Genomic DNA, 22,852 nt, shown 5'->3' with positions numbered 1-22,852 from the left:
ACCCGAAACGGCTCTTACTTGAAGAACTCGCCAGCCTGCTCCGGCGTCACGGTTGCCGTGACGGACCAGTAGCCAGGCTTGCCATCGGCAGCCTTGATATTGTCGGCAAGGTTGTCATTGCTGACGAAGGGGATCGGAATATAGATGGCGTTGCCATAGGTGCCACCGAAAATGCCGTCCTTGAATTCCTTGCCCTGCAGCTTCAGGACAGCGACGTTGAGCGCACTGGCCATGACGCCCGGAGGATTGACCGAAGCGCCGGAATTGAACTTTTCCTTTTCCCAGCGGGTCATGAAGTCCTTGCGGATTTCACCGGTCGCGGCAATGTCCTTGGTCTTGCCGGCGGCTTCGATGGCGCGCCATGCGCCGTCCGCCATGCCGTCCTGCACCCAGACACCGCTGATATCGGGATAGGTCGCGAGCAGGTTCTGCATGGCCTGCTGGCCCTGCGCCTGATCCCAGCTCGCATTGGCTTCGTTCAGCACCTTGATATCAGGGTATTTCTTGAACACTTCGCGATAACCGGCGACGCGAGCTTCGTTGGCCGGGTTGCCGGCAATGCCGTTGATGGCGACGACGCTTCCCTTACCCTTCAGCGCATCCGCAAGCCATTGCGCGGATTGCGCCGCCCATGCCTTCTGGTCGATGCCGACATAAAGCGCATCCTTCGAGGACACTTCGGCGTCGGTTGCGATGACGAGAATGTTGCGCGCCTTGGCCTGCGCGAAGATCGGATCAAAGGCCGTCGGGCTGCCGGGGTTGATGAGGATCGCATCGACGCCCTGGTTCATGAAATTGCGGATATGGCCGATCTGCCCCTGCACATCGACATTGCCGCTCTGAACGACAACCTCAACCTTGACGCCCTTTTCGCCCCACGCTTTGGCGGCAGCCTGAGCCTCTTCGATCATCTGCGTGCGCCATTCGCTGCCGACGAAAGAATTGGAAAGACCGATCTTGAAGCTCTGCTCCTGGGCATGCGCCGACGTGCCCGCCGCCAGCACCATCGCGGCAGCAGCCATCAAATGTCTAAACATGAAATTTGCTCCTCCAAGCACGGTTTTTAACTAATGAAACCGTTTACATCGGCGAATGTAACCGTTTTCATAAATGAGTCAATCCTGAGAATGATTTTTATCGAAGGGCGTGAAAAGCGGCGGGATAAGCAATTCCGACCTGCGGAAAAGGCTTAAAAATCCGGAAATGCGCCGGGACAAGCGCAGCACGGAGCTTCGGAAAATGTCCTTGGCCGGCAGATCATGCCGGTTTTCATTTCACTGTGGACAATGGGAGGATTCCCGCTTCAAATCGCCTCGAGTCAGCCATCAGGAGAACGACCAATGGAAATATTGCGCGCAGGAACACGGGCATCGGCGAAAGGCCCCGAGGCATGGTTCACGGGGCAGGTCCGCATCGATCCCCTCTTCAACCCCTTTGATGCCGAACGGGTTCAGGGCGCTCAGGTTACCTTCGAACCCGGCGCCCGCACCGCCTGGCACACGCATCCCCTCGGCCAGACCCTTATTGTGGTTTCCGGCTTTGGCCGGGCGCAGCGCGAAGGCGGCCCGGTGGAGGAAATCCGCCCCGGCGATACAGTCTGGTTCGCACCGGGAGAAAGGCACTGGCACGGGGCAGCACCGAATGTCGCCATGACCCATATTGCACTTCAGGAGGTCAAGGATGGCAAGGTGGTAGACTGGATGGAACAGGTGACGGATGACCAATATCGCGGCTGACGCGGCCGCGCCGACGTGGCGGGCCGCTTTCCGCAGGCCCGCCGGAGAATAAAATCGCGTCCCCGGTCAAAAGCGCCACTCTTTGCAGTCGGTGGACGTTTTTCGCCGGCAAAAATAGCTATAAGATGCAACCGCAATTCATTCGAGGAACGCATCGTTGTCACGTTATGCCCCCCGCATCCAGCATCTGAACTGGAACCTGCTGCGGACCTTTCTGGTCATCGTCGAGGAAGGCAGCATCACGCGGGCGGCCAACCGGCTTTTCGTGCGCCAGCCCTCGGTAACCGCCGCGCTGCAAAAGCTGGAGGAAACGCTGGGGTGCCAGTTGATCCAGCGCGACAGCCGCCGTTTCGTGCTGACGGTTCAAGGCGAAATGCTTCGTCAGGAATGTGCCGAAATTTTCCTGCGGGTCGAGCGTATCGGCGAAAAACTCTCGACCGAGGCGGATGACCTCACGGGTCAGGTGCGTGTCCTCATCGTCACCAATCTCGTGCTCCCACAGCTCGATCAGGCGCTGCGCCAGTTGCGGCGGCGTCATCCATCCGTGACCATCCGCATCGATGTCGCCAATACGCAGGATATCGTTCGCGCCATCGGCCAGAAACAGGCCCCATTCGGCATTTGCCTGCTGCCGAAACCGCTTGCCGGAATGGACTGCAAATTCCTGCTCAGGGAAACATTCGGGATTTATTGCGGTGCTTCCCATCCCTTTTACGGTCGTGGCGACATCACCATGGAGGAATTGCGGCAGGAAGCCTTCGTAGCCTTCACCTGCAGCCAGGAAGGCGGCGCGCTTGAACCGATGATCGCCCTTCGCGACGGTGTGGGGCTCGGCAAATGGACCGTCGGCTCCAGCCCGCATATGGAAGAAGTCCGGCGAATGATCATTGCCGGCATCGGCGTGGGCATTCTGCCGCTGGATGCGGCGCGCGGCTTTGAGGAAGACGAGCTTTGGCAGATCCCGCTGCTTCAGGATTCGCTCGGGGCCGACGCCTATTTTCTCCGCAACCCCGATATGGACCTCGGCGGCGCCGAGCGGGCATTCCTGACTATTTTCGAAAACGAGCTTTTCGATGCGCAGGCGGCGGCAGCCCTTGTGGAAACGGGGAGCGAATAGGAAAACGGCGAAAAGCGGTCGCACTTTTCGCCGTTCCCTCTAAATCCAGCAAAAGCGGACCCCGGCGCTACCGGCCGGGAATACGCTAAAACAGAGTGTTGAGCCTTTTCGAGCTTCGCAAAAAAGCGAAAGCGCTCGAGCATCAGTCCGCGCGGTTCGCGCGCTCCAGAACGGCCTGAACCAGCACGTTAACACCGGGTTCGATGTCGGCAATCGTGACGTTTTCCGCCTCGTTATGGGAAAGACCGCCCTCGCACGGCGTGAAGATCATCGCCGTTGGCAGATATTCGGCGACATGCATGGCGTCATGCCCGGCCTCGGTAAGGAGGTCCATCGAGGAATAACCGAAAGCATCGGTGGCATTGCGGATGAGTTCGATGCAGCCAGCGTCGAAATGCATGCCGCCATAAGCCCAGCCTTCCTTGACGACGATTCTGCAGCGTGACCGCTCTTCCAGCTCGGGAAGTCTCGCCTTGAAGGCTTCGAACATGGTGCTGACAACGGCATCGTCGGGGTGGCGCATGTCGCAGGTCATTTCCACGAAATTCGGCAGCGCACCGAGGAGATTGGGTTCGGCCCTGATGCGCATCGTCGTGGACTTGCCGCCGGTCTCGTGATTGGCCCAGCCGATCTCATTGATCGCCAGCGTCACCTCAGCGGCACCCACCAGCGCATTCTTGCGCGCCGGCATCGGCGTCGGGCCGACATGGCCGGTCTCGCCGTGCACTTCCACCACGAAACCACGCACGCCGAAAGCGCCGGTAACGATGCCGAGTTGCTTGGCCGCTGCCTCCAATCGCGGCCCCTGTTCGATATGCAGCTCGAACAGACTGTCGAAAGCCTCCGCCGAAATCGCGTCTTTACCCTTGAAGCCGATGCGCTCCAACTCGCCGCCAAGCGTAAAGCCATCGCGATCCCCGCGGGAATAGGCGAATTCCGCCGCCCTGGCGCCGGTGAAAACCGCCGAGCCGATCATCGGCGGCTCGAAACGCGCGCCCTCCTCATTGGTCCAGTTCACAAGGGTGATCGGCCGGCGTGTGGCAATCGAATGATCATTCAGCGTGCGCACGAGTTCCAGCCCGGCCAGCACTCCAAGAATACCGTCGAAGCGGCCGCCATGAACCTGCGTGTCGAGGTGGCTGCCAACCAGCACGGGCTTGGCATCCGCATCGGTTCCTGCCCGTTCGGCGAAGATATTGCCCACCGCGTCGATCCTGACCGTCAGGCCCGCCTCCTCGCACCAGTGAATGAACTGGTGCCGCATCGCCGCATCCTCGTCGGAAAGCGCCAGCCGCTTCAGGCCGCCCTTTTCGGTCGCGCCGATTTCGGCGGAACGCATCAGCGTCGCCCACAGGCGTGACATGTCCGGCCGGATATTGCTCAATCTCTTCATTTCGGTCCCCTGTTATGGTCGCGCGGCAGCAATGCCCCGGCGTAGCCGGCAGCCCGCAGACGACCTCTTTTCACTCCGTGGAATGACAAAGGGGATAAGACCAAACCGGAAAATTCAAAAATAGATAGATTCGATACTTAGAATAAGAGCGGCGGTCTTTGCGGCCGAAAAAGAAATTTCAGCCGGTCAAAAGACAGGCAGGGACTGCGCAGCCGAGCGGCAAAGAAAAACAGCGCCTGCGATATTTCCCTGATTTTATTATCTATTTCAAAATTCATAGACGGCGCCGAGATGCCCGAAAATGCCCAGGATTTGGTCTATAGCGCGGCCCTATGGAAGAAATCTGCATTATCTATTTGTCGGGAGCCTCCCGCTTTCCCATCATTGCGCAAAACAGGGGAACATCGCAGCATGTCGGACTGACGGAGAGAACCGAAAACGGTTGCTCCGCTGGAAATGGCTATCGTCATCTCATGCCTTCGGCGTGGGGCCGCTCCGCTTCGTCGTTTCCCCGTTTTCCTTCACAGCAACATAAAGGGGAATGTTCATGCAAGGGGAAACCGCACTCGTGGGCTCCGTCGAGAAACAGCCGGTTGGCGTTCGGCGGATCGCCGTCGCAAGCGTCATCGGCACCACTGTCGAATGGTACGATCTTTTCGTCTTCGCCACCGCTTCGGCGCTGGTCTTCAACAAGGTCTTCTTTCCGAGTTTCGATGCGCTCGTCGGCACGCTTCTGGCCTTCGGCACCTTCGCCTCGGCCTATCTCGCCCGCATCGTCGGGGCAGCGCTTTTCGGCCATTTCGGCGACAGGATCGGCCGCAAGTCGATGCTGCTCGTCTCGCTGGTCATGATGGGTGTGGCAACCTTCGCCATCGGCCTTCTGCCGAATTACGAACAGATCGGCGTCTGGGCGCCCATCCTGCTTCTGGCGCTGCGCGTCGTGCAGGGTCTCGCGCTCGGCGGCGAATGGGGCGGCGCGGTGCTGATGGCGGTGGAACATGCGCCGCAGAACCGGCGCGGCCTTTATGGCTCCTGGGTGCAGATCGGCGTTCCGGCCGGCACATTGATCGCCAACCTCGCTTTCCTTGCCATCGGTTTCACCATGGCGCCCGAGGACCTGATTTCCTGGGGCTGGCGCATTCCGTTCCTCGTCAGCATTCTTCTGGTCGCCGTCGGCGCCTATGTTCGGCTCAACACCGCCGAAACGCCGTCCTTCGCCAAGGTGAAGACGGAAGAGGCGACCGTGCGCGTGCCCTTCTTCGAGCTGCTTTCCAAATCCTGGAAAACGGTTCTTCTCGGCGGCATCGCCACCATGTCCACCGGATCGTCCTTCAACCTCATCGTCGCCTTCGGCCTGAGCTATGGCACGCAGGCGCTCAACATCTCCCGCAACGAGATGCTGGTGATCGTATTGATTTCCTGCATGGCGTGTATTTTCCTTTTGCCGCTCTTCGGCCTGCTTTCCGACAAGGTCGGCCGCCGGCCCGTCATTCTCGGCGGCATTCTGGCCGAAGCGCTCGTCGCTTTCCCGATGTTCTGGCTGATGGATACCGCCACCTTTGCCGGCGCACTTGCGGGCTACCTGCTGATGATGACGGCCTTTGCCGCCAATTACGGCCCGATCGCCACCTTCCTCGCCGAACTTTTCGGCACCAAGGTCCGCTATTCCGGCCTGTCCATCGCCTATATGCTCTCGGGGGTTCTGGGCAGCGCGCTTACTCCCGTCATCACCACATGGCTGCTTTCCGCCACCGGCAGCGGCGCATCCGTCGCCTGGTACATGATCGGCTCCGCCCTGCTCTCGGCCGTCGCCCTGCTGGCGCTGACCGAGACCGTGAAACGCGATCTGGCCAAGACCAACTGATCCATATTGCCATATCACAGACGCCGGCCCCCGCGCCGGCGTCTTTCTTTTGGAGACACCCATGGAAAGTCCCGACACAATCAACGAGGCGCTCGAACTGCTCCGGAGCGTCGAGACAGCGACAATCGGCCATTTCAGATCTGATGGATTCATGGATCCGGCGATGCAATGCGTGATCGACGGCGTTCGCATCGCCGGTCGCGCGCTGACCGTCAGCCTGCCGGGAGACGACGGGACGGCGCTTCCGCATGCCATTTCCCGCGCCATGCCCGGCGATATCCTCGTCATCGAGCGACTGAGCGACGACCGGCATGCCTGCTGGGGTGCGGTCATGACCGCCGCAGCGCTCGCGCGCGGTGTTACCGCCATCATTCTCGATGGTTATGTCACCGATATCGGCTCGATCCGCAGCGCCGGCCTGCCTGTCTGGTGCCGGGGACGCTCGCCCATCACCACCAAGCTCGGAGGCCGGGGAAATGTCGCAGGGCCAGTGGTCTGCGGCGGGGTCAAGGTTCAGAGCGGCGATATCGTGCTGGCCGACGAAAACGGCGTCTGCATCCTGCCACCCGAGGAAGCATTGGCAACGGCACGGCAGGCTCTCGCCATTCAGGAAAAGGAGCCCGGCATCGTCGCAAGGCTCGAAAAGGGGGAAGATATCGTGGCGGTTTATGGACTTTCACCGCTGGAGCAGTCCACGTAAAACCGGCCCGCAATCTTGCGCCCCAAGAAATGCGTGTGGGCGCGTCAGCCGATCCGGCCGACCCGCCCTTTTTCATGCCCGCCTGCCCTCAAAGGACAGCAAGGCACTCGATTTCGATATCGAAGGGCAAGGACCAGGGTTTGATGGTTGCCGAGGTGCGCGCCGGAAAACCGGCGGTGAAATATTCGCGGTATATGTCGTTCACTGTTCCCATCAATGCTGCATCGGTGACATAGATGGTGGTCTTGATCACATCTTCGAAGGTGGCGCCCGCTGCGGCCAGTGTCACCCGCAGGGCTTCCAGCGAGGCCCGTGTCTGGGCGGCGATATCGCCCCTGACGATGTCGCCCTTCTCAAGATCGACGGGCGGCATGCCGCAGGTGGCGACGATGTTGCCGGAGCGGACAAGCGCCGAGGTCGGCGCTCCCAGCCGGCGGATCGCCTCTGAAACCACCGGCACTTCAAGGATTTCGCGTTTGGCCATGTCTGTCATCCTTTTCCGTTCAGCGTTGCGGCCTCATAAACCATGGTGGCCGCCGCAAGATCGGCTAGCGCGGTCCCGACAGCCTTATAGAACGTGATCTCATCATTGCTACTGCGCGCAAACCGGTTTGCCCTGCAAAGTCCGGCAAGCGTCGACCTGACGTTTTCCTCCGAAAACAGGCCCGCTTCGATCGGCTGAACGAGATCGCCCGCTTCGTGCAGTGCTTCCTCCGTATCGATAAAGACCGAGGCGCGGCCTATGGCTTCGTCATCCGCCTCACGCATGCCGGGCGTGAAGCCGCCGATGAGATCGACATGCGTGCCGGGGCGCAGCCACACGCCCCGGATGAGCGGGGTGGTGGCGAGCGTCGCGGCGCTGACGATATCGGCCTCGGCAACCGCCCCTTCCAGATCATCGACCACCGTGGCCGCAAGCCCCGACGCCTCGATGCTTTGCGCCAGCCGCTCGGCATTGCCACGATCGATATCCCAGACGGCCACCTGCTCGAGCGGTCTGATGGCCCGATAGGCGTCGGGAATGAGGCTCGCGACGCGGCCGGCGCCCAGCACCAAAAGCCGGCTGGCATCCTTGCGCGCAAGATAATCCGCCGCAAGCGCCGACGCCGCAACAGTCCGGCGGCCGGTGATGACATTACCGTCCAGCGTGGCCAGCTGAATGCCTGTGCGGGCGTCGTAAAGCATATAGGTCGAGGTCAATCCCGGCAGGTTTCTGCCGGCGTTTCCAGGAAAGACGGTGACGATCTTGATCCCCAGATAACGTGTGGACTGCCGTGCGCCGTGCCAGGCCGGCATCAATAGCAGTGTCGCGGCGGCTTCATTTGGCACATCGATCGTGTGGTGGTGCCGCACAGGCATCTCACAGCCTTCCGCAAAGGCGGCGGCAAGAGCCTTGATAAGCCCGTCAAACGGTAAAAGCCCGGCTGTTTCCTGTGAATTGATCGTGAGCATATGCGCCTCCCTTCAGATTTCTGGCGGAGGTCAAAATGGCGCAAGCGGCTGCACTTTATAACGCCGAATCTCGCTATGATAAAAATAGGCTGGAGCATCGCCACAGCAGGCATGCTGGGCTACAGAAGCCGTCGCCGCAGCAGCGCCTCCAGCCACTCCGCAAAGACCTGCAGCCGCCGCGACAGATGCTGTCGATGGGGATAAAGCAACGTCATCGGCATTGGCTCGGCCCGATGGGCCGGCATGACCTCGATGAGTTCGCCGCTCTCCAGATGCGGACTGACGTCGTAAGCCGGTATCTGGATCAAGCCGAGACCAGCAAGACAGCAGGCGATATAGGCCTCGGCATTGTTGACGGTGACGCGGCCGCGCATGGAAAGCGAATGCAGCGTCTCACCTTCGATCCATTCCCAGTTTTCCACCCGCCCGCTGGAGGGCGACGCGTAATTGACCGCCCAATGGCGGGAAAGATCGTGGGGCGTTTTCGGCGTTCCGTAGCGCGCCAGATAGGAGGGGCTTGCGACATTGATCAGCGGCAGCTTGCCGATCGGCCGCGCGATCAGGCCGGAATCGCTGAGCGGTCCGACGCGCAGCACGCAATCGATATTGTCTTCCACTAGATCGACGGCGCGGTCGGTAACGCCGAGGCCTATGTCGATCTGCGGATAAAGATCGAGAAATTCCGGGAGTGCCGGTGCGATGATCAGCCGCCCGATCCGGCCCGGCACGTCGATCCGCAACCGGCCCGAAGGCTGCGCCGCCGTCTGCCGGAAGAGATTTTCCGCATCTTCGACATCGGCGATCAGCCGCTGGCAGCGCTCGTAAAAGGCCGAACCATCCTCGGTTGGCGAGACCTTGCGCGTCGTGCGGTTCAGCAGCCGCGCACCGACACGCCCTTCCAGTTCCTGCACCGCCGCCGAAACCGAAGAGCGCGGTATGCCGAGCGTATCGGCGGCCCGCGTGAAACTCGCGCAGTCAACGACGCGTGTGAAGATGCGGAACAGGTCGATACGGTCCAACCGGAAACACCCTATTGTGCGGCTTTTCTGACAAGTTATGTCAGAGTAAGCGCCTTTATCACGCAAAGCTAGACGATATCCTGCTGCAACGAAAGCGGCCGCCAGTTGGCCGAGCACGGCAAAAGGAGGCCGACCCATGACAGACCATTCCCTCAAGGGCAAAACCGTCATCATCGCCGGCGGCGCGAAAAATCTCGGTGGATTGATTGCACGCGATTTTGCCGGCCAGGGCGCCCGCGCCATCGCCATCCATTATAACAGCGCCGCAACCAGGGCCGACGCCGAGGCAACAGTGGCCGCCGTGAAGGCGGCCGGCGCTGAGGCCGTCGCCCTTCAGGCCGATCTCACCACGGCAGGCGCGGTCGAAAAGCTGTTTGCCGATACCGTCGCCGCCATCGGCCGCCCGGATATCGCCATCAACACCGTCGGCAAGGTGCTGAAAAAGCCGATCCTCGACACGTCGGAAGCCGAATATGACGAGATGACTGCCGTTAACGCCAAGTCGGCCTTCTTTTTCCTCCAGCAGGCCGGACGCCACGTCAGCGATAACGGCAAAATCTGCACCCTCGTGACATCGCTCCTGGGCGCCTTCACCCCGTTTTACGCCAGCTATGCCGGCACCAAGGCCCCGGTGGAACACTTCACCCGTGCGGCTGCCAAGGAATTCGGCGAACGCGGCATATCCGTGACGGCAATCGGTCCCGGACCGATGGACACGCCATTCTTCTACGGTCAGGAAACGCCGGAGGCGCAGGCCTATCACAAGAGCGCCGCCGCTCTTTCCGGCTTCTCGAAAACCGGTCTAACCGATATCGAGGACATCGTTCCCTATATCCGCTTCCTTGTCACCGACGGCTGGTGGATGACGGGCCAGACCATTCTGGTCAATGGCGGTTACACCACGAAATAGTCGCTGCCGGATGACACAGCGGCTCAGGCCGGCGGCTGGATGCCGCCCGGCATGAGACGGGTCCCGGAACCGCAGTACCAAAAAATATCGAACATCATCTGGCCTGAATTACACGCACCGGTGTAAAACCCTGTCATCCTGTTGATGGAAGCCGGGGGTGTCGGATGAATTCAGAGCGTCGTGGAGTACTCGCATTTCTCGGCGGCCTCGTGCTGGCAAGGCCGTCTCTCAGCGCGGCATCGAGCCAGCCCCCAGCCTTTGCCGCATCCCGCTCCAGTTACAAGCCACGACATGTCCTTTGTTTTCTCGGCGCGGAAAATGGCCTGGCGGCGCTCCAGAAGAGCGCAAGCGCCGCAGTCGATGATTTTGCGCCGGATTTCAGCCTGGATGAAGACTATTCACAGGATGAGCCGGACGACCGGATGGAACGCTCGTTCAATGTCTGTTGGGATCGCGTCGACCCCGATACATACGAGCCAGAGGATGAGGCAGCCGTCGCTGCGCACGGCTCGGTTCTTTATGTGCTCGGCCCGTCCATGGATGCCGAAACGGCCGTGAAGACATCCGCAAAGGCCCTCAGATTCGTACAGCACATGCTCGATCACGGCGCTGTCGCCGTGAAGGGTGAAAGTGCGGGCGTCGCCCATGGCGCAAGGCGCTGGAAGCAGCTTTACGAGCAGTCGCGTGGCGAAGCGGCCGCCGATGACGGGATGGCGCTTGCCAGAACCTGCCGTCTGGCTTTCTCACGCCGCCCCATAGGAGACGATGCCGAAGGCATGACGAGCGTTGGGTTTCACCTGATCGGCTTGCCCGATGTGCAGGTGCGCTTCACCAAAAAAGACGGGGATCAACCGTCTACCAACGCCGAACAGCTGAAGATAGCCGCGTTGATAGACGATATCGCCGAGCAAATGGCGCGTGAAGGCGTTGAAGCCACCCTGAAGGGCCGTGGCGCCTCCCTCTCAGACGACAAACGCTATGAGGAAGACGAATATAAATTCAATCCTTTCGGCGTCGTGAGCATTGATGGCCTCAAGCTTTAACGCCCGCCTGCGGCCTTATGGGGCGGGATCGCTCTCGCCGGCCACCAGAAGCATCGGCCACACGCAATGGCGGGCCTGATCGGGGTAAAAGGGCGCGTAGGCCGGCATGGTCGATAGCAGCGTCTGGGCCACCGTCACGCCGAGATCATGCAGGGACATGCGGAAACTGGTCAGCCGCGGTTCCAGAAACTGGCCGCGCGGGCCATCGCGGAAGCCGATGACGGCGAGATCGCGCCCCGGTTTCAGCCCCACTTCCGCAAGCCGGCGATAAAGACCGACCGCCATCAATTCGTAGATCAGCACGATCGCCGTTGGCCGGGGCCGCATCTGCAGCCACTCGCTGGCGGCATGATAACCGCCCTGCTCGCTCGATTTCGCACGGATGACCAGCGAGGAATCGTAGGCGATGCCATTGTCTTCCAGCGCGCGCCTGTATCCTTCGAGAAAAACGTAACCGAGATTGATATCGCTGTCGGGCACCGCCACCGCAATCGAACGATGACCGGCAGCGGCAAGGCGGTCGACCGCATTTTTCGCGACGCCCTCGAAATCGAGGTCGATCCAGGCGTGAGTGTCGCTGGAAGCGGTGCGTCCGAGCGCTACGAAAGGCAGCCTGGTCTGCTTCAGGAAATCCACACGTTTGTCGATCCGTCGCGTCGCGGAAATGATCATCGCATCCACCATGCGGCGCGCCACCATGCGCTTCAGATATTCATCCGGATCCTCTTCCCCCGGACAGGGCAGAACGATGAGATCGAGATTATGTCCGGAAAACACGCTTTGCAGACCGTCCGTCACACCGAGGAAGAAGTTGTCGGAGTTCTCCACGGTCTGCGCGTCGCTGCCGGTCATCAGGCCGATGACATTGGTGGTTCCCTGCCTGAGGCTACGACCGGACTGGTTGGCGACATAACCCAGCTTTTCCGCCGCTTCGAGAACACGCCGCCGCGTCTCTTCGTTCACATCCGGCTTGCCGTTCAGGGCACGGGAAACAGTGCCTATCGATATCTCGAGATAATCGGCAAGCTGACGAATTCCTTTCATGCACTCCCCTCCCAGGCCCGGCGCGCAATCGACGCGCCCCTTAACGGTCTTGACATATCTAACATCATCGGCATAGTCTCGTAAACGTTTACGACGCTCTGCGCAAAGAGGAGTTTGCGAAAGAGTCCGGGGAGATGAGATGACATTCAATGCCGTTTTATGCGGGTGCGGAGCCATGGCCAAAGGCTGGTTGCGTGCCATTCAATCCACGCCGGAAATCGCCGGCGCGATCAGGATCGCCGGGCTGGTCGACCTGAACGAGAACACGGCCCGCGCGCTTGCCGAAGAATTCGCCCTCACCGACGCGGTCATCGGCATGGATCTGCGCGAGGTTCTCGCTAAAACGAAAGCCGACATCCTTTTTGATATCGTCATCCCGCAGGCGCGCTTCGCCGTGGTTGAGGCCGGTCTCGAGGCCGGGTGCCATGTGCTCAGCGAAAAGCCGCTTGCTGCCTCGATGGAAGAAGCCGGCACGCTGGTTGAACTGGCGAAAAAAGCCGGAAAAATTCATGCCGTGGTGCAAAACCGACGATTTGTGGCGGGTATCCGGCGGCTGCGCCGCGCACTGGAAGACGGCGTCATCGGCGATTTGACGGCCATCCATTGCGATTTCTTCCTTGGGCCGCATTTCGGCGGCTTCCGCGAGGAGATGAAGAACGTCCTGCTTCTCGACATGGCGATCCATACCTTCGATGCGGCCCGTTTCGTCGCCAATGAAAAACCCCTCTCCGTCTTCTGCGTGGAAAAGAACCCGGCCGGCTCATGGTATGCCCATGGCGCAAGCGCCAACGCCATTTTCGAATTCTCGAATGATGTCGTCTTTACCTATCGCGGCTCCTGGTGCGCCGAAGGCGAGCGGACCAGCTGGGAAGCACGCTGGCGGCTTATCGGCTCCAAGGGCATGATCCTCTGGGACGGGGAAGACAATTTCTCCGCCTCGGTGGCCGGCGACGAACAGGGGCTTCTGCGTGGCTTTAGGACCGTAAACGTTTCCGAAGCCATTTCCGAGAAGGACACGCGCGGCCATGCCAGCGTCATTCTCTCGTTCCTTCAATCCATCCGCACGGGTGAGATGCCGGAAACAGCCTCCTTCGACAACATCAACAGCCTTGCCATGGTGATCGGCGCGATTGAAAGCGCCCGCCTCGGCCAGCGTGTTTCCATTGCAGCATAAGGACTGAAAGACGTGAGCAATCCGGCAACATCCATCCGCATCGGCACCATGGTCAGCGCCACCAAGGGACAGGCGGCCGAACGCATCGGCCAGATCGCCGATCTCGGCTTTGAAAGCTTCGAGCCGTTCTTCTGGCAGACGACCAACGGTCAGGACCTTGCCGAACTCGGCAAGCGCTGCCGCGAGGCGATCGGTGAGCGCGACATCACCATCAGCACGCTCGGCATGTTCGGCAATCCGCTGGAGGAAACCGACATCGACCTTGAGACATTGCAGGGCTGGAAAGACTGCATCGACAATGCCCACCATTTCGGCGCGACCTGCGTTGCGGGGTTTACCGGCCGGTTGCGCGGCAGGCCGCTGCCGGAAAGCCTTCCCCGATACAGGCAAATCTGGAGCGAGCTTGCAAAACGCGCCGCCGACAAGGGCATGAAGATCGCCTTTGAAAACTGCGCCATGGATGGCAACTGGCAGACCGGCGACTGGAACATCGCGCACAATCCCGACGCATGGGAACTGATCTTCAACGAAACGCCGGACGAGCATATCGGCATCGAATGGGAACCCTGCCATCAGATGGTCTATCTGATCGACCCGCTGCCGCAGATCCGCAAATGGGCGGACAAGATTTTTCATGTGCACGGCAAGGACGCGACCATCCGCTGGGATGTCATTCGCGAGCACGGCATTTTCGGCAAGGAAAAATTTGTCTTCATGCGCACGCCGGGCTTCGGCGACAGCAACTGGACGGACATTATTTCCGAACTGCGCCTCGCCGGCTGGTCCGGCTCCATCGACATCGAAGGCTGGCATGACCCCGTCTATCGCGACGCGCTGGAAATGACGGGCCAGGTGCATGGTCTCAACTATCTGAAGAAATGCCGCGGCGGCGATTTCGTCGTCGATCCGACATAACGGAAACCTTTTGGGAGAAGGTTTTCGAAAATTGCAGAGACGATAACCAAGAGGAGGAGATTATGGGTATCGCGAAATGCATGATGGCCGGCGCATTTTTGCTGGCGGGCGTGTCCGCCGGCGCTATTGCGGCGCAGGCAGAAGATGTGACGTTGACCCTCTGGTCGCTGGATCGAGATATCCAGCCCGCGCCGAACCTCATCAAGGAGTTCAACGCGCTCAATAACGGCATCAAGATCGAATACCGGCAATTGCAGTTCGATGATGTGGTGAGCGAATCCATGCGCGCCTATTCCACCGGCAATGCGCCCGACATCATCGCCATCGACAACCCCAACCACGCCATGTTCGCCGCACGCGGGGCGTTTCTTGATGTGACCGACATGATCGCCAAGTCGGATGTCATCAAAACGGAGAATTATTTTCCGGGACCGCTGAAATCAGTAATGTGGGACGGCAAATATTTCGGCGTGCCGAAGGCCACGAACACGATTGCGCTTTATTACAACAAGGACCTGTTCAAGGCCGCAGGGCTCGATGCGGCAAAACCGCCGCAGACCTGGGACCAGCTGGTGGAAGCGGCCCGCAAGCTGACCAATCCCTCGAAAAACATCTATGGCATCAGCTTCAGCGCCAAGGCGAATGAAGAAGGCACCTTCCAGTTCCTGCCCTGGGCGCAGATGGCGGGCGCGACCTACAAGAACATCAATACCGAGGGTGCGGTAAAGGCGCTCGAAACGTGGAAGCTGATGCTGGATGAAAAGCTGGCATCGCCGGATACGCTGACGCGCAGCCAGTGGGACTCCACCGCCACCTTCAACGCCGGCAACGCCGCCATGGTCATTTCCGGTCCATGGGAAATCGACCGCATGCTGAAGGACGCCAAGTTCGACTGGGGTGTCGCTTTGCTGCCGGTGCCCACGCCCGACGCCCCGCGGTCTTCGGCCATGGGCGACTATAACTGGGCGATCTTCTCCAAGACGAAACATCCGGAAGAGGCCTTCAAGGCAATCGAGTTCTTCGCCTCGAAGGACAAGGATATGTTCAAGAACTTCGGCCAGTTGCCGGCGCGCTCGGATATTCCGGTTCCGCCCACCGGCAATGCGCTGAAGGATGAGGCGCTGAAGACCTTCGTGGAACAGCTGAAATATGCGCAGCCGCGTGGCCCCTCGCCCGAATGGCCTAAGATTTCCAAGGCGATTCAGGATGCCATTCAGGGTGCGCTTTCGGGGCAGATGACGCCGAAAGCCGCGCTCGACCAGGCTGCTGAAAAGATAAAGCTGGTCGAAGGCTGATCCGGGCGAACGGCCGGGTTTCTCCGGCCTCCACCCAAGGGGTTCCTCCCGGTGGGGCTGCCTGTCGCGACAAGCGGCGGCGGCCCCGACTGGAGCTTGCGAGGATGTTTCATGAAAAAATTGTTTTCCAGCCTCAGTGACGGTCGCGGTTTCGATATCGTCCTTGTCGCCTTTCCTTTGGGCTTCCTGTTCGTCATGGCGGGGCTGCCGCTCATCTACAACATCGTCATGAGCTTTCAGGAAGTCGACATGTTCAGCCTGGGCACCTTCGTGCGCCCCTTCGTCGGCTTCAAGAATTATATCGACCTGTTCCGGCAGCCGGAAACATTGCCGATCCTTTTCAACACCGTCACCTTTGTCGTAGCCTCGATTGCCGGGCAATTCGCCATCGGCTTCGGTCTGGCGCTGTTCTTCTGGGTCAATTTTCCCGGCGCCACCTGGCTGCGCGGCCTTTTCCTCGTGTCCTGGGTCATGCCCGGCCTCGTCGTGGGCGCAATCTGGAACTGGATCCTCTCGGGCGATTTCGGCGTGTTGAATTTCTTCCTGCGGGAAAGCGGCCTGATATCGGGCAATATCTTCTGGCGTTCGGATGCGAATTTTTCGCTCTGGGCCGTCGTCATCGCCAATATCTGGCTCGGCACCTCCTTCAACATGATCCTGCTTTCCGTCGGTCTCGCCTCCATTCCCGGCGATCTCTATGAGGCCGCGGAGCTGGACGGCGCCAACGCCTGGCAGCGCTTCTACACCATCACCCTGCCGATGATGCGCTCCACCATTGGTGCAATCGTTTCGCTCGGGCTGATCTTCACGCTGCAGCAGTTCGATCTTTTCGCCGCCATCACCGATGGCGGACCGAACAACAGCTCCAACGTGGCGCAATATTGGGCCTGGGACCTGTCGTTCCGGCAATATGATTTCGGCAAGGGCGCTACGATCTCCGTCATCATGATCGTTTTCGTCATGCTGGCCTCCATCGTTTATGTGCGCTCCACACGGCATGAGGTGCGCGGATGAGCATCACGACCCGCAACCGCCTGATGCTGGCCATCGCCATCGTGCTCGCCATCATCTACCTTTTCCCGCTTTACTGGATGTATCTGACCTCACTCAAAAGCGGCTCGGAAATGTTCGCCAATCCGCCCGCCTTCTGGCCCACGGACCCGCAATGGCAGACCTATGCCTATGTCTGGAACAGCCGCAACATGGGCAGATACCTGTGGAATTCAGTGCTGATCGCTTCGAGCGCAGTGCTGCTGATCACCATTCTCGGCGTCGGCTGCGCCTATGTGCTGGCGCGCTATCGCAATGTCTGGGTGGATATCGGCCTGTTCCTCATCCTCATGCTGCAGGTTCTGCCGGCATCGCTGATGATCACGCCGATCTTCGTCGGTTTCTCGCAATTCGGGCTTCTCGATTATCCGCGCCTGTCGGTCATCCTCGCCATTGCGGCGAAAAGCATGCCCTTCTTCGTGGTGCTTGTGCGCGCCACCTTCATGGCCGTGCCGCAGGAGCTGGAAGAGGCGGCGCTGGTGGACGGTAATTCCCGGGTCGGCGCCTTCTTCAACATCGTGTTGCCGCTTGCCAGAAACGGCATTCTCGTCAGCGCCATCCTCATCTTCATGCAGGCCTTCGGCGAATTCGTCTATTCGAAATCGGTGATCCAGGCGGCCGAACTACAGCCGGCGAGCGTCGGCCTCAATTCCTTCATGGGCCCCAATACCAGCGAATGGAACAACATCATGGCCTATGCGACCATGTATGTGACGCCTATTCTCGCCCTCTTCATTCTCTTGCAGCGCCGCATCGTTTCCGGCCTGACCTCAGGAGCGCTCAAATGACCCTTCAGATCGAACTTTCCGGCGTCAACAAATATTACGGCGCCTTTCATGCGCTGAAGAACATCAACCTTTCCATCGAGAAGGGCACTTTCGTCGCACTTGTCGGCCCGTCGGGCTGCGGCAAGTCCACGCTTCTGCGCTCGCTGGCCGGGCTGGAAACCATATCGGCCGGCGACATGCGCATTGCCGGCACGCTCATGAACGGCGTGCCGCCGCGCAAGCGCGATGTGGCCATGGTGTTCCAGTCCTATGCGCTCTACCCGCATATGACCGTGGAGGAAAATCTCACCTATTCGCTGCGTATGCGCGGCGTGGCGAAGGCCGAGGCCCGCAAGGCGGCGGAAGAAGTCGCCGCCACAACAGGTCTTTCAAAGCTGATGAAGCGTTATCCCCGCGAACTTTCCGGCGGCCAGCGCCAGCGCGTGGCCATGAGCCGGGCGATTATCCGCAATCCGCAGGCCTTCCTGTTCGATGAGCCGCTTTCCAATCTCGATGCGGCGCTACGCGTCCACATGCGCAAAGAAATCCGCGCGCTGCACGATCGCCTGCATGCCACTTCGGTCTATGTCACGCATGACCAGATCGAAGCGATGACCATGGCCGATCACGTCGTCGTCATGCGCGATGGCGTGATCGAGCAGCAGGGCACGCCACTGGAACTATACGACCGCCCGGTCAATCGTTTCGTTGCAGGCTTCATCGGCTCGCCGGCCATGAATTTCATTCCGGCGACCGTCAGCCCGGATGGCGCGTCCCTTCAGCTCATGTTCGGCGAAGGCGAGCCGCAGCAATCGATCGGGAATCCGGCCTCTCTGCCGCCTGGCAAAGATGTGATCGTCGGCATCAGGCCGGAACATATCCGCCCGGCCGCAGCAGCCGGAGCGGCATTGGTGCTGCCGGTTTCCGCGGTGGAGACGACCGGCTCGGCCACTTTCCTCACCACGGGAACCTCCACCGAACTGGTCATCGCGGTGCAGGGACGCAGCGCAGTCAAAGCCAGTGAAACGATCGGCCTCGACATCGACCCGTCCGATATGCATTTGTTCGATGCGGAAACAGGCATCGGCCTCCTGACCCGCTGAGCGGGGGTTTTGCCGGCTGTTTCCTCCGCCGGCAAACACGAAGCGTGGAGTCGAATGACCATAAACGGGAAAACAGCGTTCCTTATCGGCGCGGCCATCCTCATCGGTCTTGTCGTCATCCAGTTCAAGGATGTCCACATCGCCATCGGGGAACGCGCCATGGGAGGCTATGACGGTTCGAGCAACCCGGAAGCGGCCTCCCGCGCCGAGCGGGAGGCAAAAGAGGCCGCCGCGCGTGCCGAGGCCGCGGCAAGCGCGCTGGAACCGCAAAACTGATCAGACAGTCTTCCGCCTTTCAATGCGCGGCGTCGATCATGGCAATCCAGCCGGCGGCCCGGCGGGCAGCATCCGCAAGCACGGGTTTCGGCGCCTTGTACCATTCGTTCTCCGGCAATTCGCGTTTCAGGCGAACGAAGCCGATTGCGTCATCCAGCGTCGGAAACTCCGTTGGCAGCGTGAGATGCAGGAAAAGCGCAACGACGGCGACGGAACGCGAACGTCCGCCCCGGCAATTGATGAGCACGTTGCCACGCTCCCGCCGGGGATAGGAGGGCTTGTCGGGCAATATCTGCTCCAGCGCCGCTCGCAGGATATAATGGGCCGCAACCATCTGGGTATCGGGATTTCCGCTCCCGTCGATCAGGCCGATCTTGTAGTAGCGGATTTCGCCCGGCCCATAGACGCTGCCTTCGTGGTCGGAAACGACCTGTGACTGCTCCACGAAATTGAAATCCAGATTGACGGCGCAATTGACGACGGTGGTAATGCCGTTCTGGCGTAGAAGATTGAGGTCGCTCGCCCCCTCCTTGCCGGAAATGAAGAGATCGACGCCGTAAAGCGGATGCTGCTCATAGATGCGGCTGAGCTTCGGCAGCTCGCCTGTTTCCTGCTCTCGGAATGGGGTCGGTTGCGATTGCGGCATGTCATGTCTCCATCGGCGTTATACGGCCGCCGTCATCTATTGCGTCTTCAGGCCTTCGCGGCCGACTGGTTCAGTCGGATCGCCGCATTGGCGATGCGGCTTTCGGATATGGATCGCGCCACCCGCTGCAATGTCGGATAGCTGGCCCCCTCACCCGTGGCGATATAGCCCGGGCAAAGGAAATCGACGGAACCTTCCGCCACCTTTCCGAGGGTCAGCGGCTCATAGGTTCCGCCGGCGTTTTTGAGAATGAGAATGGCGGCTGCCACATCCCAGGCATTGACGCCGAAACCGGCGGCCGCATCCGTCCAGCCGGCCGCGACATGGGCAATGCTGAGCGCAGCGCTGCCGGGCCGGCGCAATGTCGAAAAGGTCTCGGCAAGAGTGCCGAAATTGGCGAGCGCCGCTTCCCGCCCATCCAGCCGGAAATCGCGCGAGACGGGATAGCCTGTGATGAGCGTCGCCCGCGTCTCATCTGCAACGCTGCGGGAGTGCAGCCTTTCGCCATCAAGATAGGAGGTTTTGAGATCAGCGGAAAACATCTGGTCCGCCACGGGATCGTAAACCACGCCGGCGACGGCTTCTCCATCGATGACGGCAGCGATGGACACGCACCAGAAAGCAAGGCCGCGGGCGAAATTTGCCGTGCCGTCGATGGGGTCGACATACCATTGCACCTCACCGCTACCGATCTGGCCGCCCTCCTCGCCCATGATCGCCGAATTGGGCTCCCGTTCGAGAATGACGGCGCGGATGGCAGCCTCGGCGCGCTTGTCATGGATGGTCACGATATCGTGGAGATCGACCTTGTAATCCACCGCCATATCCGACCGAAACGCCGCCAGCAACGGATCGCGCACGGCACGCGCCGCCGTTTCCGCGATCTTCATCAACCGCACAGAGCGGGAAAACGCATCCTCGTCTCCAGGTTTCCGTTCGCTCAATGAAGTCTGCATCGGCATGTCCAGTCCGTTCGTTCGCAAAAAGGAGGAGGCGGCGCGGCAAGGACCGCGCCAGCCGGGGTTATTTCGTATAGTTGACGCGCCAGAAATCCTGCCATTCCTCGCGGCGGTCGAAATCATCGAGACCGGTGGCGGAATCGTAGCCCATCAGCCGGTCGGCGACCTTCATCAGCCCCGAAGGCTCGTCATCCGGCATCTTGATGTCGGTATTGGTCGGCAGCTTGCCGTCCTTCATCTGCGGGGCGATGCCCTCTTCCGTCAGGACGTAATGGATAAAGAGCTTGGCCGTGTTCGGGCTTCTGGTCTTGGAGGCCATCAGGCCGAGCTTGATATAGGTCCAGCCGACCCAGGGATCGAGATCGGTGCAGAGGCCGAGCTTGTAGCCCTTGTCGGCATTGTCGCGAAATTTGGCCGAACTCAGCAGGCCGAAGAAGGGTTGCTTCTGACCCGGCGCGCCCACCGCCTCCGCCACCGGGTCGTCGCCATCCGTGGCGAGCGGACCATTCGCGGCCAGCGCCTTGATCCAGGCGGCTGCCGCACCCTTTTCCTCCATCTCCTTGCCGGAATGGTCCTTGTAGGCTGCCGCCACCTTTTCATTGCCGTGGGCTTCAAGCTGGTTGAACCAGTCCGTATAGGTGCTCTTGCTGAGCGGATCGACCATGGCGACCCTGCCTTTCCATTTCGGCTCGGTCAGTTCCCAGATATTCGTCACCGGGCATTTGTCATAGGCTTCGGTATTATAGGCCCAGACATTGGCGTTGGTGGAAATGGCCAGCGGGTTTTGAAACTGCGCCGGGATTTTCGAGGCCATGTCGCCCGGCAGATAATTCTCGACGAAACCTGCCGGCAGAAGCTGGGCGAGCGCCGAAGGCGCATCGGTGATCAGCACCACATCGCCCTGCACATTGTTCGACTGGCTTTCGCGGATAATCATCTCCAGCTGGCTATTGGCGGAAACCTTCACTCCCGTCGCCTTCAGCCCGTATTTGGCGCTGAATTTGTCGGCCATCTCAACGATCTTGCCGGTACTGTCATAGATGTTGATCGGTTTCTCCTGCTTCGCAGCCGCAAGAACAGCATCGAGATCGAAAGTCTCTTCAGCCGTGGCGGTCAGTGCGGAAACACCCATAATCGCTGCAGCTGCGGCCATGGCCGAGGCGGTCCTCAAATTCGTTCTTCGCATCGTTTCCCCTCCCAAGGAAAAGACAGGCGGGCTCGCACCCGCCTTCCGTTTATTTTTTGTAGTTCACACGCCAGAAATCCTGCCAGCCTTCGCGCTTGTCGAGGTCGTCGGCCGCCGTTGCGGCGTCGAAAGCCATCAGCTCATCGAGATGATTGGCGACCTTCGAGGGCTCATCCGCCGGCAGGGCTATTTTCATATTGCCGGAGAGCTTGCCGTCAGCGGTCTGCGGCGCGATGCCTTCTTCCGTCATCAGGTAATGCAGGAAAAGCTTCGCCGCATTCGGGCTTTTCGTTTGCCCGGCAATCAGCCCGAAACCGGGATAGAGAAAACCGGAAAAGGGCTTTACGCCGCTGCAAAGACCGAGCTTCAGCCCCTTGGCCTCGTTGTCACGATACTTCGCCACCGAAGTGATGACGAAGAAAGGATCGGCCTGCCCCGGCGCACCCGCCGCATCCGCCACCGAACTCGAATCCGTCAGCAGCGGCGCATTTTCGGCAAAGGCTTTCACCCAGGCCGCCGTTGCGCTTTTTTCGCCCGTCTCCAGCTTCTTGCCGTAAAGGTCCTCATAGGCCCTGGCGACATCGGCATCGTGATGGGTTTCGATCTGGTTGAACCAGTCGGCATAAAGCGGCTTGTCGAATAGATCGAGCATGGCGAGCTTGCCCTTCCACTTCGGCTCCGTCAGCTGCCAGATGTTGGTGACCGGGCATGTGTCGTATTTCTCGGTATTGTAGGTCCAGACATGCGGATCCGAGACGACCACGAGCGGATCGCGCAGCTTTTGCGGAATATCGCCTTCGAGATCCGGCGGCGTCCAGCTGGTGGCGATGCCTTCCGGCAGAAGCTCGCCCATGGCGGAGGCGACATCGGTTGCCACACTGACATCGCCGACGACATTGCCCGCCCGATGTTCGCGGATCATCAACTCGACCTGCGTTGCCTCGTTCACCTTCTTGCCGCTCGCCTGCACGCCGTATTTGGCGGTGAAGGCCTGTGCCGTATCGACGATCTTGCCGGTCACCGCATAAACCGTGATCGGCTTTTCCTTCTTCGCGGCGTCGATGAGCGCATCGAGATTGAAGGCATCCTGCGCATGGGCGGCCCCGCTGAGTGCTAGCGAAAAGCCGAGGCAAAGTGCGGAGGCGGTCCTGCGCCGCCTGCGCTCATTGCCATTCTTGTTCTGAGTAGTGATCGTCACCAGAT

At 60.3% G+C, this 22,852-nt stretch carries 23 protein-coding genes; 13 read left to right on the top strand and 10 right to left on the bottom strand.

The window, feature by feature from the left end; genetic code table 11:
* Positions 1 to 14: 14 nt before the first annotated feature.
* A complete protein-coding gene (locus tag ACQZ60_RS20510) occupies positions 15 to 1,037 on the bottom strand; it encodes a substrate-binding domain-containing protein (protein WP_003522041.1) in 1,023 nt (340 codons plus the stop codon).
* Between the two features lie 303 nt (positions 1,038 to 1,340).
* On the opposite strand from ACQZ60_RS20510, the gene ACQZ60_RS20505 reads away from it, so the two are divergent.
* Together ACQZ60_RS20505 and ACQZ60_RS20500 are read left to right on the top strand one after the other, a co-directional pair.
* On the top strand, positions 1,341 to 1,736 hold the full coding sequence (locus tag ACQZ60_RS20505) for a (R)-mandelonitrile lyase (RefSeq protein WP_020811088.1): 396 nt from the start codon (positions 1,341 to 1,343) through the stop codon (positions 1,734 to 1,736).
* 157 nt (positions 1,737 to 1,893) lie between these two features.
* On the top strand, positions 1,894 to 2,853 hold the full coding sequence (locus tag ACQZ60_RS20500) for a LysR family transcriptional regulator (protein WP_020811089.1): 960 nt from the start codon (positions 1,894 to 1,896) through the stop codon (positions 2,851 to 2,853).
* A gap of 142 nt (positions 2,854 to 2,995) precedes the next feature.
* Here ACQZ60_RS20500 and ACQZ60_RS20495 read toward each other — a convergent pair whose 3' ends face one another.
* Entirely contained in the window at positions 2,996 to 4,246 is a 1,251-nt protein-coding gene (locus ACQZ60_RS20495) for a Zn-dependent hydrolase (RefSeq protein ID WP_031234047.1), read from the bottom strand.
* Positions 4,247 to 4,793: 547 nt separating this feature from the next.
* Between ACQZ60_RS20495 and ACQZ60_RS20490 the strand changes: the two genes are divergently transcribed.
* Positions 4,794 to 6,110, top strand: coding sequence for an MFS transporter (locus ACQZ60_RS20490; RefSeq protein ID WP_233283611.1), 1,317 nt, complete (start codon positions 4,794 to 4,796; stop codon positions 6,108 to 6,110).
* Positions 6,111 to 6,171: 61 nt separating this feature from the next.
* Entirely contained in the window at positions 6,172 to 6,810 is a 639-nt protein-coding gene (locus ACQZ60_RS20485; RefSeq protein WP_020811092.1) for an RraA family protein, read from the top strand.
* An 88-nt stretch (positions 6,811 to 6,898) separates the two neighbouring features.
* Here ACQZ60_RS20485 and ACQZ60_RS20480 read toward each other — a convergent pair whose 3' ends face one another.
* The 3 genes from ACQZ60_RS20480 to ACQZ60_RS20470 all read right to left on the bottom strand — a co-directional run bounded on the left by ACQZ60_RS20480 (position 6,899) and on the right by ACQZ60_RS20470 (position 9,281).
* Complete coding sequence (locus ACQZ60_RS20480; protein WP_020811093.1) at positions 6,899 to 7,303, bottom strand: RidA family protein; 405 nt, start codon at positions 7,301 to 7,303, stop codon at positions 6,899 to 6,901.
* The gene (lhpI, locus tag ACQZ60_RS20475; protein ID WP_448736010.1) at positions 7,300 to 8,262 is read right to left on the bottom strand and encodes a bifunctional Delta(1)-pyrroline-2-carboxylate/Delta(1)-piperideine-2-carboxylate reductase; all 963 of its coding nucleotides are present in this window, start codon (positions 8,260 to 8,262) and stop codon (positions 7,300 to 7,302) included. The genes ACQZ60_RS20480 and lhpI overlap by 4 nt, the downstream gene beginning before the upstream one ends.
* 119 nt (positions 8,263 to 8,381) lie before the next feature.
* Entirely contained in the window at positions 8,382 to 9,281 is a 900-nt protein-coding gene (locus tag ACQZ60_RS20470) for a LysR family transcriptional regulator (RefSeq protein WP_448736009.1), read from the bottom strand.
* Positions 9,282 to 9,417: 136 nt separating this feature from the next.
* Here ACQZ60_RS20470 and ACQZ60_RS20465 point away from each other — a divergent pair, with 136 nt between their 5' ends.
* On the top strand, positions 9,418 to 10,191 hold the full coding sequence (locus tag ACQZ60_RS20465; protein ID WP_020811096.1) for an SDR family oxidoreductase: 774 nt from the start codon (positions 9,418 to 9,420) through the stop codon (positions 10,189 to 10,191).
* A 164-nt stretch (positions 10,192 to 10,355) separates the two neighbouring features.
* Positions 10,356 to 11,234 (top strand): hypothetical protein, encoded by an 879-nt coding sequence (locus ACQZ60_RS20460; RefSeq protein ID WP_020811097.1) that lies wholly within the window; start codon positions 10,356 to 10,358, stop codon positions 11,232 to 11,234.
* Positions 11,235 to 11,249: 15 nt separating this feature from the next.
* On the opposite strand, the gene ACQZ60_RS20455 is transcribed toward ACQZ60_RS20460, so the two are convergent.
* Complete coding sequence (locus ACQZ60_RS20455) at positions 11,250 to 12,278, bottom strand: LacI family DNA-binding transcriptional regulator (protein ID WP_031234048.1); 1,029 nt, start codon at positions 12,276 to 12,278, stop codon at positions 11,250 to 11,252.
* Between the two features lie 139 nt (positions 12,279 to 12,417).
* Here ACQZ60_RS20455 and ACQZ60_RS20450 point away from each other — a divergent pair, with 139 nt between their 5' ends.
* The 7 genes from ACQZ60_RS20450 (at position 12,418) to ACQZ60_RS20420 (ending at position 18,858) form a co-directional block, all read left to right on the top strand.
* Positions 12,418 to 13,452 (top strand): Gfo/Idh/MocA family protein, encoded by a 1,035-nt coding sequence (locus ACQZ60_RS20450; protein ID WP_020811098.1) that lies wholly within the window; start codon positions 12,418 to 12,420, stop codon positions 13,450 to 13,452.
* Between the two features lie 12 nt (positions 13,453 to 13,464).
* Complete coding sequence (locus ACQZ60_RS20445) at positions 13,465 to 14,367, top strand: sugar phosphate isomerase/epimerase family protein (protein ID WP_020811099.1); 903 nt, start codon at positions 13,465 to 13,467, stop codon at positions 14,365 to 14,367.
* Positions 14,368 to 14,429: 62 nt separating this feature from the next.
* The gene (locus ACQZ60_RS20440) at positions 14,430 to 15,662 is read left to right on the top strand and encodes an ABC transporter substrate-binding protein (RefSeq protein ID WP_020811100.1); all 1,233 of its coding nucleotides are present in this window, start codon (positions 14,430 to 14,432) and stop codon (positions 15,660 to 15,662) included.
* A 111-nt stretch (positions 15,663 to 15,773) separates the two neighbouring features.
* Positions 15,774 to 16,676 carry a carbohydrate ABC transporter permease gene (locus ACQZ60_RS20435; protein ID WP_020811101.1) on the top strand — a complete coding sequence of 301 codons (903 nt, stop codon included), beginning with the start codon at positions 15,774 to 15,776 and terminating at the stop codon, positions 16,674 to 16,676.
* On the top strand, positions 16,673 to 17,500 hold the full coding sequence (locus ACQZ60_RS20430) for a carbohydrate ABC transporter permease (protein ID WP_020811102.1): 828 nt from the start codon (positions 16,673 to 16,675) through the stop codon (positions 17,498 to 17,500). Before ACQZ60_RS20435 ends, ACQZ60_RS20430 begins: the two co-directional genes overlap by 4 nt.
* Positions 17,497 to 18,582 carry an ABC transporter ATP-binding protein gene (locus ACQZ60_RS20425; protein WP_448736008.1) on the top strand — a complete coding sequence of 362 codons (1,086 nt, stop codon included), beginning with the start codon at positions 17,497 to 17,499 and terminating at the stop codon, positions 18,580 to 18,582. The genes ACQZ60_RS20430 and ACQZ60_RS20425 overlap by 4 nt, the downstream gene beginning before the upstream one ends.
* 54 nt (positions 18,583 to 18,636) lie before the next feature.
* The gene (locus ACQZ60_RS20420; protein WP_448736007.1) at positions 18,637 to 18,858 is read left to right on the top strand and encodes a hypothetical protein; all 222 of its coding nucleotides are present in this window, start codon (positions 18,637 to 18,639) and stop codon (positions 18,856 to 18,858) included.
* Positions 18,859 to 18,877: 19 nt separating this feature from the next.
* On the opposite strand, the gene ACQZ60_RS20415 is transcribed toward ACQZ60_RS20420, so the two are convergent.
* The 4 genes from ACQZ60_RS20415 to ACQZ60_RS20400 all read right to left on the bottom strand — a co-directional run bounded on the left by ACQZ60_RS20415 (position 18,878) and on the right by ACQZ60_RS20400 (position 22,847).
* A complete protein-coding gene (locus ACQZ60_RS20415) occupies positions 18,878 to 19,504 on the bottom strand; it encodes a dual specificity protein phosphatase family protein (RefSeq protein ID WP_020811105.1) in 627 nt (208 codons plus the stop codon).
* Between the two features lie 47 nt (positions 19,505 to 19,551).
* Complete coding sequence (locus ACQZ60_RS20410) at positions 19,552 to 20,466, bottom strand: inositol monophosphatase family protein (protein WP_448736006.1); 915 nt, start codon at positions 20,464 to 20,466, stop codon at positions 19,552 to 19,554.
* Positions 20,467 to 20,527: 61 nt separating this feature from the next.
* Positions 20,528 to 21,616 (bottom strand): ABC transporter substrate-binding protein, encoded by a 1,089-nt coding sequence (locus tag ACQZ60_RS20405; RefSeq protein ID WP_448736005.1) that lies wholly within the window; start codon positions 21,614 to 21,616, stop codon positions 20,528 to 20,530.
* A gap of 82 nt (positions 21,617 to 21,698) precedes the next feature.
* Entirely contained in the window at positions 21,699 to 22,847 is a 1,149-nt protein-coding gene (locus ACQZ60_RS20400; protein WP_142781247.1) for an ABC transporter substrate-binding protein, read from the bottom strand.
* Positions 22,848 to 22,852: the final 5 nt, after the last annotated feature.

The sequence above is a fragment of the Agrobacterium sp. 22-223-1 genome, from assembly GCF_053522385.1.
The sequence above is the reverse complement of the archived record's forward strand: the minus strand, read 5'-3'. Positions and strand labels throughout refer to the sequence as shown.

What these genes read in the sequence shown, in the direction of transcription:
- ACQZ60_RS20415 (WP_020811105.1), bottom strand. Translation starts at nt 19,504, where the DNA reads ATGCCGCAATCGCAACCGACCCCATTCCGAGAGCAGGAAACAGGCGAG.
- ACQZ60_RS20420 (WP_448736007.1), top strand. Translation starts at nt 18,637, where the DNA reads ATGACCATAAACGGGAAAACAGCGTTCCTTATCGGCGCGGCCATCCTC.
- ACQZ60_RS20485 (WP_020811092.1), top strand. Translation starts at nt 6,172, where the DNA reads ATGGAAAGTCCCGACACAATCAACGAGGCGCTCGAACTGCTCCGGAGC.
- ACQZ60_RS20480 (WP_020811093.1), bottom strand. Translation starts at nt 7,303, where the DNA reads ATGACAGACATGGCCAAACGCGAAATCCTTGAAGTGCCGGTGGTTTCA.
- ACQZ60_RS20440 (WP_020811100.1), top strand. Translation starts at nt 14,430, where the DNA reads ATGGGTATCGCGAAATGCATGATGGCCGGCGCATTTTTGCTGGCGGGC.
- ACQZ60_RS20455 (WP_031234048.1), bottom strand. Translation starts at nt 12,278, where the DNA reads ATGAAAGGAATTCGTCAGCTTGCCGATTATCTCGAGATATCGATAGGC.
- ACQZ60_RS20490 (WP_233283611.1), top strand. Translation starts at nt 4,794, where the DNA reads ATGCAAGGGGAAACCGCACTCGTGGGCTCCGTCGAGAAACAGCCGGTT.
- ACQZ60_RS20450 (WP_020811098.1), top strand. Translation starts at nt 12,418, where the DNA reads ATGACATTCAATGCCGTTTTATGCGGGTGCGGAGCCATGGCCAAAGGC.
- ACQZ60_RS20435 (WP_020811101.1), top strand. Translation starts at nt 15,774, where the DNA reads ATGAAAAAATTGTTTTCCAGCCTCAGTGACGGTCGCGGTTTCGATATC.
- ACQZ60_RS20430 (WP_020811102.1), top strand. Translation starts at nt 16,673, where the DNA reads ATGAGCATCACGACCCGCAACCGCCTGATGCTGGCCATCGCCATCGTG.
- lhpI (WP_448736010.1), bottom strand. Translation starts at nt 8,262, where the DNA reads ATGCTCACGATCAATTCACAGGAAACAGCCGGGCTTTTACCGTTTGAC.
- ACQZ60_RS20425 (WP_448736008.1), top strand. Translation starts at nt 17,497, where the DNA reads ATGACCCTTCAGATCGAACTTTCCGGCGTCAACAAATATTACGGCGCC.
- ACQZ60_RS20465 (WP_020811096.1), top strand. Translation starts at nt 9,418, where the DNA reads ATGACAGACCATTCCCTCAAGGGCAAAACCGTCATCATCGCCGGCGGC.
- ACQZ60_RS20405 (WP_448736005.1), bottom strand. Translation starts at nt 21,616, where the DNA reads ATGGCCGCAGCTGCAGCGATTATGGGTGTTTCCGCACTGACCGCCACG.
- ACQZ60_RS20410 (WP_448736006.1), bottom strand. Translation starts at nt 20,466, where the DNA reads ATGCCGATGCAGACTTCATTGAGCGAACGGAAACCTGGAGACGAGGAT.
- ACQZ60_RS20495 (WP_031234047.1), bottom strand. Translation starts at nt 4,246, where the DNA reads ATGAAGAGATTGAGCAATATCCGGCCGGACATGTCACGCCTGTGGGCG.
- ACQZ60_RS20460 (WP_020811097.1), top strand. Translation starts at nt 10,356, where the DNA reads ATGAATTCAGAGCGTCGTGGAGTACTCGCATTTCTCGGCGGCCTCGTG.
- ACQZ60_RS20505 (WP_020811088.1), top strand. Translation starts at nt 1,341, where the DNA reads ATGGAAATATTGCGCGCAGGAACACGGGCATCGGCGAAAGGCCCCGAG.
- ACQZ60_RS20510 (WP_003522041.1), bottom strand. Translation starts at nt 1,037, where the DNA reads ATGTTTAGACATTTGATGGCTGCTGCCGCGATGGTGCTGGCGGCGGGC.